The sequence below is a fragment of the Halosolutus amylolyticus genome, assembly GCF_023566055.1.
Classification (GTDB): Archaea; Halobacteriota; Halobacteria; order Halobacteriales; family Natrialbaceae; genus Halosolutus; species Halosolutus amylolyticus.
The window spans coordinates 769,855-784,789 of record NZ_JALIQP010000001.1; the positions used below are offsets into that span (position 1 = coordinate 769,855).

The following is a 14,935-nucleotide window of genomic DNA, read 5'->3' on the forward strand; positions in this document are numbered from 1 at the left end:
CCGTCCTAACTCGATCGATCGCCGACGCCACAGGGGAGACAGTGCATACTTTTAAGTATCCATCCACCGTTTGACCCTGCTAGCAATGGCCATAGATCCACAATTTACGGAAAACCGCGAAAACGTCGACGAACACAACGGCCACGAGGTCTGGGGACCCGTCGACGAACCCGAGGAACTCGGAATCCACGGCACGCACGTCGCGGTCGACTTCGATCTCTGTATCGCGGACGGGGCCTGTCTCGAGGACTGCCCGGTCGACGTCTTCGAGTGGGTCGACACGCCGGGCCACCCCGAGAGCGAGCGGAAGGCCGACCCGGCCAACGAGGCCCAGTGCATCGACTGCATGCTCTGCGTGGACGTCTGCCCGGTCGACGCGATCGACGTCGACGCCGGCCGGACGGCCTGACGGCTCGGGACGATCGAACCGGCGCGAAAATCCTCGTTACTCGGCTCGGTCGACGTCGACTTGCTCCTTGAGTGTCTCGAGCCCGTCGGCTTCGGCGAGTTCCTGCAACCGCTCGCGGAAGTGTTCCTCGCAGAGGCCGACTTTGAGCCCTTCGGATTCGGCGGCGAAGGCGGCCTCGCGGTCGCAGTAGTGGCAGTTCATAGACGTCCCTTGGGACCACGATGCATTGAACCCTCCGCTATCGGCCGATAGTTCTGTCAACGCTCTTCCAGGCCGAGCCGATGGTACTCGTCGGCGGTAAGGCCTGCGAGTCCGAGTTCGTCGCCGTGAGCGTCGCTTCCGCCGGTCACGAGCAAACCCTCCCGTTGGATCGTCCGCTCGACCGGCTCCAGACCGACGTCCCGATCGTAGGGATACGGCAACTCGACGGCGTCGAGGTCGCCCGCCCTGGCGAGGGCCCGTTCCGGGTCGCCGTACCGGAGTGGATGGGCCAGCGACACGATCGCACAGGCGTCGGCGAGCACGCGCCGGCCGCGATCGAACGACGGGATCTCCCGCGCCACGAAGCACGGGTCCCCGTCCCCGATGAGGCCGTCGAAGGCGTCCCGGTAGTCGTACTCGACGTCGGGATGAGCCGCGATCGCGCGGGCGACGTGGGGCCGGCCGAACCCCTCGTCGACGGTCACGTCGAGGTCGACGCCGAGGCGGTCCTCGACGCAGTCGACGATCGCCTGGCCCCGCTCCCGGCGGTTCTCCTGGATCCCCTCGACCAGCGCCGCGAGGTCGGCGGTCGGTTCGACGCCATATCCCAGCAGGTCGACGCGCTGCGCGCCGTCTCCGCCGGGGTCGATTTCCGACGTCTCGTCCGTCAGTTCGACCCGGAGTTCGATCCCGTGGACGATCGTCACCCCCTCGCGTTCGATGACGGGGTCGTCGAACGGCTGGAGTCGATCGTGGTCGGTGAGGGCGACGACGTCCACGCCGGCGTCGCGGGCTGCGGCCGGGACCGCCTCGAGTTCGAGCTGGCCGTCGGACCGCGTCGTGTGGACGTGCAGATCGGCGTACGGCATACCGCACTCGAGTCACGCCGACCGGAAAGGCGTTTCTCATGCGGTCACCGGTCGGTCCGAAGCCGGGTTCGCGGATGGTGTGACGCGGTTCGACGGCGATACCGAGGCCGATCGCACGGCCGCGATCGATCGTCCCTCGAAGGTCCCTCTAGCAGTATAAGGTATGGGATGACGCTAGAGAACGTATATGGACAATGTTTATAATTATCGTTCACGCAGGTTTGCGTGTAATGCTGCTCAATGGCACCGGCGAAGTCATCGACGACTACGAGTACCCCGCGACAACCGAGGAACTGATCGCAGAACACGGCGACCGCACCCTCGAACTCCCGAACGGCACCGAGACGGTCGCCGAGGTACTCGCCCGGCTCGAGTCCGAAACCTTCGAAACTCCGGAGGACGCCCGCTTCGCCGTCTACTCTGCAGTGAGCGACAAGGCGGTCGGTCGCGTCGGCTACAGCGATCGCGATCCGACGCCGGTCGGCAGTCCGTACGCGCCGGACGCCGTCTCGTTCTAGGGAACGAACTTTTTTAACGGGAACATCGCGACCAGCCTCCGGCTGGTCGCTCAATCCCCGCCAAAAAACTTCGATGAAAAAAGGCCGAGTGCGAACGAAGTTCGCACTCGGGGAAACCGATCGCGAAGCGACCGGTCTGCCTCTCGTGGCGATCAGCACGGGTGGCTCACGCCTCGGTCATTCTCGAGGCGCGTGCCGAATGCTTGACGAGAATCTAGCATGTTACTCTGCAGATCCGTCATCGACGGATCGTTCGTTCCCGGCAGCGACTGCCGACTCGATTCCAGTGAACAGCCCATAGATACCGAGACACAGGCCAACGATGATCAACAGGCCAAACGTCGAGGTAGCGACGAACAGTTCTGCCCAATCGAGGCGGGTCCACTCGGGGGCAAGCGCATAGCCGATATACGCGGCTATCCCTCCCAGAACCACTGCTGCGGTAGGTCTGCCGTGGCCCATAATTTTCGCGCCCGTGACGGAGGGTATAACGACTTTTCCTTATTAAATATCCGGCCGAGTCACTGTCTACGGGCCGTCTCTCGGACAGTGGGGCGGTCTCGCCTGTTCGAGACGCGGGTAGTGAGCGGCAGTTCCACTGCCAGTAGCACGTGAACAGTCGCGTTCACCAACCGTCTCGTGGCTCCTCTCACGGGTGCGACAATAACTGAGAAGCGACCCTCGGCACGACTGTCAGTTCGACCGACGGACTGTCCCGGCCATCGCTGGGGCCGTCTCAGTCCAGAAATTCGATCGCGTCGTCGAGATCCAGCGGAACCGACCCCTTCCGGTAGCCCTCGACGTGGCCGTCCGGGCGGACGCGGTAGACGACCGCCGGTCGGTGGCGGACGTCGGGTTGTTCCCCGCGAACGGCGTTCCAGGCGTCGTCGCGGAAACTCGAGCAGTCGACGAACAGGGTCGCGCCGCCGCCGTGTTCGGCGAGCTGGCCGTTGGTCTTCGTCTCGGCGGTGTCGCGGACGGCCGCGACGGGACCGGCGGCGGCGCGGTTTTTCGGCGGCTGCGGGCGCGTGACCTCGACGAGGCGGTTCGTCTCGTCGTCTTTCGCGCGGAAGTCGAGCGAGTGGCCCGTCGTCACCTCGATTTCGGGGACGACCTCGTAGCCGGCGTCGACGAGCATCTTCGCGGCGATGAACTCGGCCATCGCGGCGCTCATCCGGACCCGATCGACGTGATCGCTGGTTCCGAGTTTGCCGGACATGACGTGTCGGTACTCGTCCAGCGCACCCGTCGCGAGGAAGTCCTCGAAGAACTGCGTCGTCTCACGGCGGCCCGCGTCGGGGAAGCCGGCGGCGTGTTCGCGGAAGAACGCTCGCGTCGATTCGCGGCCGTCCTTGGACATGAAGACGGGGAGGAAGAACCACGAGATGTGCGGATAGTCCGCGAGCCACGGATCCTCCTTGTGGAGCGTCGAGAGCAGTTCCCGCTGGGTCCAGCGGGCGACGTGATAGGGAATCTCGCGCCAGCCGAACTTGTCGGTGCGCCACAGCGACGACGGCGTCTCCGTGTTTCCCATCCAGTAGGCGCCGTCCTCGCTGTGGGCGAACAGTGCGACGTCGCCGTTTGCCATCTCGAAGCGGTGTGTCGTCCAGTCGGCACCGATGTCGTGTCGCGGTGCGACCGCGGTGGCCCCGATATTCGATCGGAGCGGCTGGAGAATGTCGTGTCGAACGCGTTGCTCGCTCCAGGTTTCGGGCGAGTATCGAAAGCGAAGGGGCCGTGCCACACCCTCGCTACGGCTCCGGGGTGCATACGTTTTACGCGCCGGCCGGGCGTTAACGACCGTTACATTAATGTGCGACAGCTTCCTACATGAGTATACTTACCATGTCAATGGGTGCCTATGATGAAGACGAGCACGAGCGCCGCGAACAGCAGGCCTCCAAGGTCGACACGGATTTCGACGACGAGCGGACGATCTATCACGGCGAGGTCGAGTACGACTCCGGTGATTCGGCCGAAGCACTGCTGAACAAGTTCGAGGAGATCCAGTCGAACTAGTGGTAGCCGTTCGAGTCACGTTCTTCTCCCCGAATCCCTGATCGACGCTGCAGCCGTCCGGAGAGCGTCGCGACCGTCGCGACCGCGACCACGTGGCCGACGAGCACCCCGAGCAGGAGCGGATGGCCGAGAACGAACGGGACCAGCAGCAGCTGTCCAGCGGCGAAGGCGACGTTGATCCCGTCGGCGCGGGCGTACCGATCGCTCGTTTCCAGGTCGAACTCGTACGTGACCGATCGCCAGAGGCCGGCGACGCTCGCCCACCAGCACGTGCCGATCCGGTAGACCACGTCCCAGCAGACGAGCAGCGCCAGCGCGACCGCCGGGGCGGGCGGCTCGGGTCCGAGCCACGCGACCAGCAACGACTGGCCGGTCGTCCGCGGATCGGTGACGAACAGGTACGTCACGAGCAGGACGAACGCGACGACGCCGAGTACGACCTCGACGCTAGAACCGAACAGGACCCGCCGGTACCCCTCTGGCGTCGGGAGCCCGCGAACGGCGCGACTGAACCGGAGCATGAGCCAGCTTCCCCCCGTCGCGACGAGCACGGCGATCGTTCCCGGCACCACCGCCTCCCAGAGACCGTAGCTGGCCGCCACCGCGAGAATCGCGAGTTCGAACGCGCAGAACTGGACGACGATCGCCGCCCGATCGGAGAGGTCGAGCCCCGGAATCGCGCCGACGAGGCTCTCGTAGACCCACGTCTCGCCGTACTCCGGTGACCGGGCCATTACTCGGTGCCTCGCGTCGCCGCTCGCTTGCGAACGACTCCTCCGTCACCCGTTTCCGCTTCGATCGCGTCGCGGACGGCGGTCTCGAACGGCGTCAACTCGATGTCGACGAGCCGCTGGAGCCGATCGTCGGTCACCACGACGGGGTTGCGAACGCCCTCGATCAGGGGATGAGCCAGGCCAGCCGGGACGTCGGTGACGAGATCGACCCAGTACGCCGACAGCCGCGGACTCAGGACCGGGACGGGGACGATGATCGGTTCGCGACCGGTCGCCACGGCGGCCGTCTCCGTCAGCAGGTCTCGATACGTGAGCACGTCCGGGCCGCCGATCTCGTAGACCTCGCCGGCCGTCTCCGGCAGGTCGAGGACCGCGAGCAGGTACGCGATCACGTCGTCGATCGCGATCGGCTGGCAGGCGACGTGGACCCACTGGGGCGTCACCATGACCGGTAGCCGGGTCGCGAGCTGGAAGATCATCCTGAAACTCGCGCTCTCGGCCCCGACGATGATGGCCGCGCGGAGGACGGTCACGTCGGCCGTCCCCTCGGCGAGCGTCGACTCGACCGCGCGACGCGAGGCGAGATGGGGTGACAGGTCGTCGCCGTCGTCGCCGAGGCCGCTGAGATAGACGATCCGATCGACGTCGGCGGCGTTCGCGGCGCGTTCGAAGTTCCGCGCCGCCCGCCGGTCCCGTTCGACGAAATCGCCGTCGGCGTCCATCGCGTGGATCAGGTAGTAGGCCACGTCGACCCCGTCGAGACTCGGCTCGAAGCTGCCGGGTTCGAGCACGTCTCCCTCGACGACGGTTACGTCGGGGGCCGGGTCGTACGTGCTGGCGTCCCGGACGAGAACGGTAACCGCGTGATCGGTGTCGCGAAGGGCAGCGACGAGGCGACGGCCGACGAACCCGCTGGCCCCGGTCACCAGAACGTGCATGCGGCCACGTACGCGGGATGCGGGCTTAAGGCTCGTGTCGCGCCGACACGGTCCCCCGATCGCCGTTCGCGGTGGGTCATACTGCCGGACAAAACGGTTCATACATCGATCGCACTCGAGACGCTGTCGTCAGCGACGACAGCCGTCGAAACGCGATCGAGTATTCACTGACTGTTATCCGGTAGTATCACTCGATCGCGTCCCAGCCCGGCGTCTCCGGGGCTCCTCGTGCCTCCTCGATCGTCTTCGCGACGTCTGCGGGCGGAACCGTCCCGTCGGCCTGCCGGTGACGTTCGGCCCACTCCTGGATGGCGGGGCCGACCCAGGTTTCGCCGGGTCCGTCCCTGCCGGTCGCGTGTTCCCCGGGACCGCCCTCGGCTCCTGCCGCGATCGCTTTCGCCTTTGCCTCCTCGTAGTGGGGCTCCGAGATCGCGATCGTGCCGGGACTCGAAGCCGCGGCGACGGCGACGAGTTCCGCGCGGTCCGTGGCCGTGAGGTCGCCGCTCGCGGCCCTGCCGACGATCCCCTCGAGCCGTTCCGGTCCGGGATGACAGAAGAGTTTCGCCCCGATCGCCTGCGACCCCAGCAGGAGTCCGTCGCGGTCGTCGTGGCCGTCGTCGACCAGGCGATCGCCGCCGAAGGCCGCCTCGACACGCTCGCACTCGGTCTCCTGGTCGAGCGCGAGGTTGTGCTCCGGATAGGCTCCGCACTCGTCGGGAAAGAGCGCCTCGTCGTTGTGGATCCGACACTGGAGCGTCGTAGGGTCGAGGAAGACGCAGGTGGGGAGCCACGCCGGCTCCTCGCGATCGAAGGGAGCGACCGGCTTCGGTGGTTTCCGGAGTCCGACGAAAAACGCCGGACGGCCCGCGACGGCGGCGACGCTGATCTCGTCGATCTCGACGCCCTCGCTCTCGTCGGCGGCGCGCCAGAACCGGGGCGTCATAGCCGCCGCCAGCCCGCGATCGAGGACCGTCCGCACCTCGTCGCGGGTCAGCGGGACGAAGGTCGGGTCGTCGTCGAGAGGCTCCCTGCGTGGCCCATCGGCATCCGGGTTTCGGGGGCCGCGGCGATCGGGCTGGCTCCGGCCCCCGTCGCGGCCGTCGGCCGACTCGAGCAGCGATCGCCAGTCCAGACAACAGCCGGCACAGCCCTCACAATGCACCTCCATGCGCGGCGGTACCACGGCGTCGCCTATAACCACTCGGGCGGCGTCTTCGGGCCGGGGGAACGACTTTCAGCGTCCGGGGCGCAGTCGATCGTATGGGACAGGGTACCTGCGACGGCTGCGGTCGATCGGTCACGGCCGCCGGGAGCGTGGCCAACCTCTGGACGTTCGGCGACCGGGACGGGAGCGAGGGGACGGCCATGACCCTGGAGTTCGAGGACGGCTCCGAACACCTCCTCTGTTATCCCTGCATCGAGGTCCTGCCCGACCACCCGACGGCGACCGACGTCGAACGGCTCTCGCAGGTCGACGGGGAGACGTCTCGGCTACGGTGAATCGCCTCGGGGTATTCTCCTGTACTGCTCGATAAAAACGGGACGCGGCCGCGATCGGGGCGGTCGCGGCCGAACCGTAACCCAACCGGAACCTGGAGTGTCTGTACTGCGATCGTGCCGCACTGCACCGCAAGCGGAAGGGGTGGGATTCGAACGCCACGAGGCACGATGGCCGCCGCGGGCCAGAGGCACCGCGGTGCTCTTCCGCTGAGCGACCCTTCCGCACCTGAGTCCGACGGCCGAGTTCGTATTCGTAATCCGTCGGCTACCGGCGGGTAACGGCGGCCTACGGACGAGTGGGCTCGGCAGGGAGCGCACGTCGGACGACCCGATCACGAGGACGTCGCCGAGTCGGGCGACGCGACCGCCGTCGCTCGTGCCGCCGTCGCCTTGAACGAGGCGACGACCTCCCGCCCGATCGCGAGGTCCAGCCGATCGCGACTCGCTCGCGTGACGAGCGCCTGCAGTTCGGCGTCGGCGTCGCCGTCCAGCGCGAGGGTCACCCTGACGATCGCGTCGCCCTCCTCGAGGTCCTCGACGGTCCCCGTGAACCGGTTCCGGAGGCTGGTTCGATCCGCGTCGGGCACGTCCCCGGGATCGGTCAGGACGACCGCGTCCGAGCGAACGCTGACCTGGACCGCAGTCGCGTCCGGCGGCACGAGCGCCAGGATCGATCCGATCGGCGTCTCGACGGTCGCGAGTTCGCCCGTCCGGTCTCGGACGGTCCCCCGAAAGACGGACTCGGTCACCCGCGCGACGCCGCCGAGTTCGGCGTCGTGTCGATCGAATCGCCGCCGGAGGGATCGCGCCGTCGCGGTGAGTTCGGTCCCGCCGCCGCCGCTCCCGCCTCGCCGGCGTTCGGTGATCGGGCCGACGGCGTCCTCGATCTCGACGATCCGGTTCTGCAGGCGCGCGTACGATCGCCCCAGTTCCTCGGCCGCCCGGTGCATCGAGCCGTGGCGGTCGATCGCGTCGAGCATCTCCATGTCCCGTCGATCGATCGTGACGTCGTCGACGGCCAGTTTCGTGGTGTACTCCTTTTCGATCGTCATGGTAGCCTCGGTCTCGAGCGGGGTACGCAGCGGGCGGACATGCGAGTCAGTATATCAGTTCGCCGTCGATAAACTTCCGGGCTCGCCCGTCGCTCGGCTCGTCGAACACCGTCTCCGTCTCGTCGACTTCGATGATCTCGGTGCCGAGCATGACGGCCGTCCGGTCCGCGACCCGGCGGGCCTGATGCATGTCGTGGGTCGCGACGACGACCCCGATGCCCCGATCTCGCGCCTCGAGGACGGCGTCCTCGATGACCGCCGTGTTTCGCGGGTCGAGGTCCGACGTCGGTTCGTCGAGCAGGAGGACGTCGGGGTCGTACGCCAGCGCGCGGGCGAACGCGACCCGCTGGGCCTCGCCGCCGGATAGCGATTCGGCGTTCTGATCGCCCTTCTCGGCCAGCCCGACTGTCTCGAGGGCCTCGATGGCGTCACCGGTCCCGTTGGCTCCACCGACGAAGCGCGCGAACTCGTGGCGGATCCGATCGGGCCACGGCTGTCGGACCCGAAGCCCGTAGGCGGCATTTCGCCGAACGCTCGCGTCGAAGAGGCTCGCCTCCTGGAAGACCATCCCGACGCGACGGCGGTACTCGAGCCGTCGCTCGTCGGAAAGCGCCCAGACGTCCGTGCCCTCGTAGGCGATCGTCCCCGCGTCGGGCGCGTCGAACAGCGCCAGCAGGCGCAACAGGGTCGACTTCCCGACGCCGGAGGGGCCGATGACCGCGACGACTTCGCCGGGCGAGACCGACAGCGAGACCCCATCGAAGACGAGTTCGTCGCCGTACGCGCGGCGGACGTCGACGGCCTCGAGCGTCATCGGTACCCCCCTTCGTCGCTACCCAGTCGGATCACGATCGCGTTGACGACCAACACGAGCGCGAGCAGTATCGCACCGAGGAGCATCGCCGTCTCGAACCGCCCGCGCTGGGCCTCGAGCTGGATCGCCGTCGTGAGGGTGCGGGTCTTCGAGGTGCCGTCCGCGCCGGCGATGTTCCCGCCGACGATGAGGACGGAGCCGACCTCGCTGATCGCTCGGCCGAAGCCGGCGAGGACGGCGGTCGCGATCCCGTAGCGGGCCTCCTTGATCGTGACCAGCGCCACGTCGAGGCGCGTCCCGCCCATGGCGTAGGCCGCGTCACGGACGCCCTCCTCGACGCTACTGACCGCGGCGAGGCTCACGCCCGTAATGACCGGCGTCGCGAGGACGAACTGCGACATGATCATCGCTTCGCGCGTGAAGACGAGTTCGAGCGGGCCGAGCGGCCCCTGGTTGGACACCGTAAACAGGACGACGAGTCCGACGACGACGCTCGGGAACCCCATGCCGGTGTTGATGATCGACGTCAGCAACCGCTTTCCGCGGAAGTCCGCGAAGCCGACGAGGAGCGCGATCGGGAGGCTACAGAGCGTGCTCAGCGAGACCGCCATCACGCTGACGTACAGCGAGACGGCGATGATGCTCCGGACGTAGTTCCACTCGAAGGGGAACGGGACCCCGGCCAGCAACGGATCGGTCACGACGCTCTCGAGTAGCATCACCCGTCCGATGAATCGTTCGACTCACCGCCGTCGGCGCTCCACCCCTCGGGGACGTACTGCTGGAAGTTCGGCTCCTCCGAGAGCGCCTCGGGGTAGAACAGCTGTTCGCCGTTGGCGGTGTAGTTCTCGATGAGCTCCTGTCCCTCCGGACCAGTGATGAAGCCGATGTACGCCATCGCGAGGTCGTACTCGACGCCCTCGTGGACGGCCGGGTTGACGGCGACGATCCCGTACGGGTTCGAGAGCAGTTCCGGTCCGTCCTCGATCGGGCCCTCGACCTGAATCTCGAGGTCGATCTCCTCCTGCATGTCCAGATACGTCCCGCGGTCCGACAGCGTGTAGGCCCCCTGCTGGGTGGCCGTGTTGATGACGTCGCCCATCCCCTGTCCCGTCTCCTGGTACCACTCGCCGAACGACCCGACGTCCAGACCCGTCTCCGCCCAGAGTTCGAGTTCCTTCGTGTGCGTTCCGGAGTCGTCGCCCCGGGAGACGAACGTCGATTCAGATTCGGCGATCGCCTCGAAGGCCGCGACGACGTCGTCGCTACCGCCGATCGACGCGGGATCGTCCGCGCCGCCGATGACCACGAAGTCGTTGAACATGAGGTCGCGCCGGTTGACGCCGTACCCCTCCTGCATGAACTCGTCCTCGAGCGATCGGGCGTGGACCATCACCACGTCCGAGTCGCCGTTGCGCGCGGTCTCGAGGGCCCGTCCCGTTCCCTGCGGGATGGCGTCGACGCTAACGCCGTACCGGTCCTCGAAGGGCGCGTTCAGTTCGTCGAGCAGGCCCGTGTTGTACGTGCTCGAGGTCGTCGTCAGGGTGAGCGTTTCGCCGACGATCTCCCCTCCCCCGTCGGATTCCTCACTGGTGAGTGCCGCACAGCCGGCGAGGCCGACGGCTGCACCGCTCCCGATCGCGGCGACGAACTCCCGCCGTTGTATCGTCATAGATACTACGACCGATCGAACGGAGAAATATCTTTGGGTGGGTGAGTAACGAGATCCGGTTACCGCGGCTCGCATCTCGGCCCCGATAGGCGATCGTTTCCGAACTTCTCTCGATCAGATAATCGAATTCGGTTACGTAATGCCGGCCCGAAATCGGTTACTTTCGATCAGCGATCGAGACGGTCCGTAGCATTTAGGACGCGGCCCCGCGGTGACTCGAACGGTGAATCCGGATCGGATCTTCGAGGCGTTCCCCGCGCCGAGCTATCGCGGGGCCCAGGAGCAGGCCCTCCGGGACATCCGCGACGCGTTCGCGGCGGGCAACGACGTCGTCCTCGTCCGCGCGCCGACCGGGAGCGGCAAGTCCCTGCTCGCACGGGCGATCGCGGGCTGTGCCCGGACGATCGACGAGGCCGACCCGAGCGAGGCTTCGGGCGCGTACTACACGACGCCGCAGGTGTCCCAGTTAGACGACGTGGCGGCCGACGACCTGCTCGCGGACCTGAACGTCATCCGCGGCAAGTCCAACTACACCTGCATCCTGCCGAACGAGCGCAACACGCCGGTCAACCAGGCACCCTGCGTCCGCGAGCGCGGTTACGACTGTTCGGTCAAGCACCGCTGTCCGTACTTCTCCGACCGGGCGATCGCGTCGAACCGATCGATCGCGGCGATGACGCTCGCCTACTTCATGCAGACCGCGGGCAGCGAGGTCTTTCGCAAGCGCGACGTCGTGGTCGTCGACGAGGCCCACGGCCTCGCCGAGTGGGCCGAAATGTACGCGACGATCCAGCTGGGGCCGCGAAGGGTGCCGTTCTGGGACGAGTTGCGCGTCCCCGCCGTCGACGGGCCGGACCGGGCGGCCCGCTACGCCGAGGCGCTCGCCCAGCAGTGCGAGCGCCGGAAGGACGACCTGCTCGCCCAGGACTCGCTCTCGCCCGCGGAGGTGCGCGAGCGCGATCGGCTCCAGGAACTGATCGGGGAACTCGACTGGTTCGTCTCCGACTACCGCGACCCGGAGAGTCCGACGACGTGGCTGGTCGACCAGTCGGAGCCGCGCTCGGCCGACGCCACCGACGGCGAGGGCGAGGACGACGAACCGCAGGGTGGGCCGCTGACGATCAAGCCGATGAACCCCGAGAAGTACCTCCAGCACACCGTCTGGGATCGCGGGAACAGGTTCGCCCTGCTGTCGGCGACGATCCTCAACAAGGCGGCCTTCTGCCGACAGGTCGGGCTCGACCCCGACAACGTCGCGCTCGTCGACGTTCCGCACACCTTCCCCGTCGAGAACCGGCCGCTGTACGACGTCACGCAGGGGAAGATGACCTACGAGCACCGCGACGAAACCACGCCGAAGATCGCCCGGACGATCGTCCGGATCATGCAGGCCCATCCCGACGAGAAGGGGCTCGTTCACGCCCACTCTTACGACATTCAGGAGCGGCTGGCGGATCTGCTGGCCGATTTCGGCGTCGGCGATCGGGTCCGGACCCACAGTCGCGAGGACCGCGACGCCGACCTGGAGGCGTGGAAGGCGACGGACGATCCCGACGTCTTCCTCTCGGTCAAGATGGAGGAGGCCCTCGATCTGAAGGGTGACCTCTGTCGGTGGCAGGTGCTGTGCAAGGCCCCGTTCCTCAACACGAACGACTCCCGGGTGGCACACCGGCTCGAGGAGGGTCAGTGGGCGTGGTACTTCCGGACGGCGCTCCGGACGGTGATCCAGGCCTGCGGGCGGGTCGTCCGCGCACCCGAGGATCACGGCGCGACCTACCTCGCGGACGCGAGCCTGCTCGACGTGTTCGATCGCGCCCGGTCGGACATGCCCGACTGGTTCGCCGAGCAGGTCGATCGAATGGCCGACCCCGATCTGCCGGGGTTCGAGCCACAGGCCGCGCTCGCGAGCGAATCGTCGGCAGGCGCAGCCACGGGGACGGGTCGGACCGATCGCGACGCCGCGCCGTCGCGGGGACGGTCGGGACGGTCGTCGCGCTCGAGTCCACTCGCCGACGTCTGGGATACCGACGAGTAACGTTCGTCTCGCCGTCACCGGTGAACGTGCCGCACGCCGGTCAAAGATAGCCGCCGAAACGCGGCGGATCGGAACTGGCTCCGAGTACTGGCATGACCTCGAATTCGATCCACCGTCCGGGCCGGCACTCGAGGCAAGGAACGCACGGATAAACTATCTACCTCCCGGAATATGTTACGTGCTGTGAAACATGTTGCATACGACAGGCCACGTTCCGCGATGTGGGGCAACGGACGAAATCGCCGATCGCCCTAGGCCGGTTCGTCGATCGCGATGGCGTCGATCCGGCGGGCAGCCGACTGCAGGTTCCGGTAGCGACGGGTCGCCCACGCCCGGAGCCGGGGGTCCGTGCTCTCGAGGGCGACGACCAGGTGGCCGCTGTCGTCGCAGGCGCCGAGAAACACCGTCTCCCCGACGAGCGCGAGCCCCATCGACGGGTCGTCGTCGGTGACGTACAGGTCGTAGTGGTCGAGCGAGAGCGACTGCCGGAACCGATCGGCGTAGCGCTCGGCGGCGACCTCGAACGTCGATTCGCCGAGGACGAGCGACGTCGGCGTCCCGGACCGAATGACTGGCGCGTGGATCGTCAGGAACTGGCGGTTGATGACGGGCGAGACGCCGCGGAGTCGATCGTCGTCTCCGACCGCGGCCGCGATCCGATCGGCGTACCACTCGATCGGCCGGTGCGGGTTCGTCTCGGTCGCGGTCGCCAGTTCGGCCGTGTGGAACCAGTCGACCTCGAGGGCGGCGGCGTCGACGTCGACCCGGGAGAGGAACGGCTCGACCCGGTCGAGAATACCGAACCGGGTCCGCGTTTGCCGGTAGGTCTCGAGGGCCAGTTCGCCGGCCGCCGTCGCCGTGTAGCCGCCGTCGACGCGGGCCACCCAGCCGCGATCGGTCAACTCGCCCAGGGTCCGGTGGACCGTCGTCCGGGAGACGTCGGCGAACGAGACGAGGTCGGCAGGCTGGGCGGGTTCGTCGGTCAGTCGATCGAGGACGTCGACGCGGGCGGGCGACCCCGAGAGATAGCCGATCCCCCGGTCCTGCTCGTCGGTCATATACGTTCTCGCTCACTCGCGGCGAAGTAAACAGTTCTGTTCGACGCTCGAGAGCCCTAATTGAATCGGACGAAGAATCGGCGCGATCGCGAGGAGGTACGGACCGTTGTCCGTCAGTTCCGGCGCAACTGCGCCCCGTCTGCGGTCGCGCGAGTGCATCGGAACAGCAAGTCCGTACGAAACGGCTAGAACAGCGTCGACGCGCCCCAGGCGACCATCGAGGTCATCATGAGGGCGGCGAAGAGGAGCGCGATGATCTGGTTCTTGTCCATACGTGGGCCAACTTGTTCCGGCGGCATGAATTTGACGACCGATCGATCGGTTCCCCCGACGCGCGGTGGCCGTCGGTCGTGACGAGCGATCCGCGACGGCCGGTCCACCGGCCGCCGGACGTTGGAAACTCAAACAGCCGTTTCACGTTACGTCACGGTTTATTACGTCAGCCGAGCATGTCGATCACGTGAAACGACGCACACTGCTACTCGGATCGACGACGCTCGCAGTCGCCGGATGCGTCGCTGACGACGGCGAGGATCCGGGGACCGAAACCGATGCCACGGGTGACGACGAGAACGCCGACGACGCGGACCCGGACTCGGTCGCCGGGTCGGTCGACGGCGAGATAACGCGGCCCGAGTGCGAGGTCGAACCGGAGACCGTCGAGGTCGAGTACGGCGATGAAGCCCGCGAGTACGAAACCGCAACAACCGTTCCCTACCCCGATTCCCCGTCGTCGTTCGATCGAGACGCGGCGGTCGACTACGTCGAGACGTTTGACCACGCCTACGTGACACACGACGTCCTCTGTGACAGGCAGAGCTCGGGATCCGTTCTCGACGTCGGCCACAGCGTCCGGACGACCGAGACGTTCGAGTGGTACGACGACGTCACGGTCGTGTTCCTCCTTCGGGCGGGCGGTGCGGTCTCGGGCACGGACGGCGAGGGGAACCTGTGGGAGGCAGACATCGGCTACGGCGGCGTCGTCTACGCGATCGACGAGAGCGGCGCGGCACGCGTCGAGTTCGACGACGCACCCGCGCTGGATGGGGACGAGTACGAGTCGCAAGCGCCCGACCCGCTCGAAAGCGGGGAGCTGGTAGCCACGTTCGAGTGAGC

18 protein-coding genes and 1 tRNA gene are annotated in these 14,935 nt (G+C 67.1%); 6 read left to right on the forward strand and 13 right to left on the reverse strand.

Annotated features, from left to right (window positions below):
• The first annotated feature begins 85 nt into the window (after positions 1 to 85).
• A complete protein-coding gene (locus tag MUN73_RS03635; protein ID WP_250139090.1) occupies positions 86 to 409 on the forward strand; it encodes a 4Fe-4S dicluster domain-containing protein in 324 nt (107 codons plus the stop codon).
• A gap of 36 nt (positions 410 to 445) precedes the next feature.
• Here the strand turns inward: MUN73_RS03635 and MUN73_RS03640 are convergent, their stop codons facing one another.
• Positions 446 to 610, reverse strand: coding sequence for a DUF6757 family protein (locus MUN73_RS03640; RefSeq protein WP_173834868.1), 165 nt, complete (start codon positions 608 to 610; stop codon positions 446 to 448).
• Between the two features lie 56 nt (positions 611 to 666).
• The gene (locus tag MUN73_RS03645; protein ID WP_250139091.1) at positions 667 to 1,479 is read right to left on the reverse strand and encodes a PHP domain-containing protein; all 813 of its coding nucleotides are present in this window, start codon (positions 1,477 to 1,479) and stop codon (positions 667 to 669) included.
• 230 nt (positions 1,480 to 1,709) lie between these two features.
• Between MUN73_RS03645 and MUN73_RS03650 the strand changes: the two genes are divergently transcribed.
• Positions 1,710 to 1,997 carry a DUF5789 family protein gene (locus tag MUN73_RS03650; RefSeq protein WP_250139092.1) on the forward strand — a complete coding sequence of 96 codons (288 nt, stop codon included), beginning with the start codon at positions 1,710 to 1,712 and terminating at the stop codon, positions 1,995 to 1,997.
• Between the two features lie 222 nt (positions 1,998 to 2,219).
• Here MUN73_RS03650 and MUN73_RS03655 read toward each other — a convergent pair whose 3' ends face one another.
• Both MUN73_RS03655 and MUN73_RS03660 read right to left on the reverse strand, forming a co-directional pair.
• Positions 2,220 to 2,459 (reverse strand): hypothetical protein, encoded by a 240-nt coding sequence (locus MUN73_RS03655; protein WP_250139093.1) that lies wholly within the window; start codon positions 2,457 to 2,459, stop codon positions 2,220 to 2,222.
• A gap of 274 nt (positions 2,460 to 2,733) precedes the next feature.
• On the reverse strand, positions 2,734 to 3,741 hold the full coding sequence (locus tag MUN73_RS03660; protein WP_250139094.1) for a DUF5784 family protein: 1,008 nt from the start codon (positions 3,739 to 3,741) through the stop codon (positions 2,734 to 2,736).
• 101 nt (positions 3,742 to 3,842) lie between these two features.
• On the opposite strand from MUN73_RS03660, the gene MUN73_RS03665 reads away from it, so the two are divergent.
• Positions 3,843 to 4,016, forward strand: coding sequence for a DUF5786 family protein (locus tag MUN73_RS03665; protein ID WP_250139604.1), 174 nt, complete (start codon positions 3,843 to 3,845; stop codon positions 4,014 to 4,016).
• Here the strand turns inward: MUN73_RS03665 and MUN73_RS03670 are convergent.
• From MUN73_RS03670 to MUN73_RS03680, 3 genes are all read right to left on the reverse strand, one after another.
• Complete coding sequence (locus MUN73_RS03670; protein ID WP_250139095.1) at positions 4,013 to 4,750, reverse strand: DUF7530 family protein; 738 nt, start codon at positions 4,748 to 4,750, stop codon at positions 4,013 to 4,015. The two genes, MUN73_RS03665 and MUN73_RS03670, sit on opposite strands and share 4 nt — an antisense overlap.
• Positions 4,750 to 5,688, reverse strand: coding sequence for an NAD(P)H-binding protein (locus tag MUN73_RS03675; protein WP_250139096.1), 939 nt, complete (start codon positions 5,686 to 5,688; stop codon positions 4,750 to 4,752). Before MUN73_RS03675 ends, MUN73_RS03670 begins: the two co-directional genes overlap by 1 nt.
• Before the next feature lie 187 nt (positions 5,689 to 5,875).
• The gene (locus MUN73_RS03680; RefSeq protein ID WP_250139097.1) at positions 5,876 to 6,856 is read right to left on the reverse strand and encodes a YkgJ family cysteine cluster protein; all 981 of its coding nucleotides are present in this window, start codon (positions 6,854 to 6,856) and stop codon (positions 5,876 to 5,878) included.
• A gap of 92 nt (positions 6,857 to 6,948) precedes the next feature.
• Between MUN73_RS03680 and MUN73_RS03685 the strand changes: the two genes are divergently transcribed.
• A complete protein-coding gene (locus MUN73_RS03685; protein ID WP_250139098.1) occupies positions 6,949 to 7,188 on the forward strand; it encodes a DUF7561 family protein in 240 nt (79 codons plus the stop codon).
• A 134-nt stretch (positions 7,189 to 7,322) separates the two neighbouring features.
• Here MUN73_RS03685 and MUN73_RS03690 read toward each other — a convergent pair.
• The 5 genes from MUN73_RS03690 to MUN73_RS03710 form a co-directional block, all read right to left on the reverse strand.
• A tRNA-OTHER gene (locus MUN73_RS03690) sits at positions 7,323 to 7,410 on the reverse strand.
• A gap of 110 nt (positions 7,411 to 7,520) precedes the next feature.
• Complete coding sequence (locus tag MUN73_RS03695) at positions 7,521 to 8,240, reverse strand: TOBE domain-containing protein (RefSeq protein ID WP_250139099.1); 720 nt, start codon at positions 8,238 to 8,240, stop codon at positions 7,521 to 7,523.
• A gap of 46 nt (positions 8,241 to 8,286) precedes the next feature.
• Positions 8,287 to 9,054, reverse strand: coding sequence for an amino acid ABC transporter ATP-binding protein (locus MUN73_RS03700; protein ID WP_250139100.1), 768 nt, complete (start codon positions 9,052 to 9,054; stop codon positions 8,287 to 8,289).
• On the reverse strand, positions 9,051 to 9,773 hold the full coding sequence (locus tag MUN73_RS03705; RefSeq protein WP_250139101.1) for an ABC transporter permease: 723 nt from the start codon (positions 9,771 to 9,773) through the stop codon (positions 9,051 to 9,053). The genes MUN73_RS03700 and MUN73_RS03705 overlap by 4 nt, the downstream gene beginning before the upstream one ends.
• On the reverse strand, positions 9,773 to 10,726 hold the full coding sequence (locus MUN73_RS03710) for an ABC transporter substrate-binding protein (protein WP_250139102.1): 954 nt from the start codon (positions 10,724 to 10,726) through the stop codon (positions 9,773 to 9,775). The genes MUN73_RS03705 and MUN73_RS03710 overlap by 1 nt, the downstream gene beginning before the upstream one ends.
• Positions 10,727 to 10,949: 223 nt before the next feature.
• On the opposite strand from MUN73_RS03710, the gene MUN73_RS03715 reads away from it, so the two are divergent.
• Complete coding sequence (locus tag MUN73_RS03715) at positions 10,950 to 12,761, forward strand: helicase C-terminal domain-containing protein (RefSeq protein WP_250139103.1); 1,812 nt, start codon at positions 10,950 to 10,952, stop codon at positions 12,759 to 12,761.
• A 251-nt stretch (positions 12,762 to 13,012) separates the two neighbouring features.
• On the opposite strand, the gene MUN73_RS03720 is transcribed toward MUN73_RS03715, so the two are convergent.
• Positions 13,013 to 13,819 carry a helix-turn-helix transcriptional regulator gene (locus MUN73_RS03720; protein ID WP_250139104.1) on the reverse strand — a complete coding sequence of 269 codons (807 nt, stop codon included), beginning with the start codon at positions 13,817 to 13,819 and terminating at the stop codon, positions 13,013 to 13,015.
• A 460-nt stretch (positions 13,820 to 14,279) separates the two neighbouring features.
• Between MUN73_RS03720 and MUN73_RS03725 the strand changes: the two genes are divergently transcribed.
• Entirely contained in the window at positions 14,280 to 14,933 is a 654-nt protein-coding gene (locus MUN73_RS03725; protein WP_250139105.1) for a hypothetical protein, read from the forward strand.
• Positions 14,934 to 14,935 lie beyond the last annotated feature (2 nt).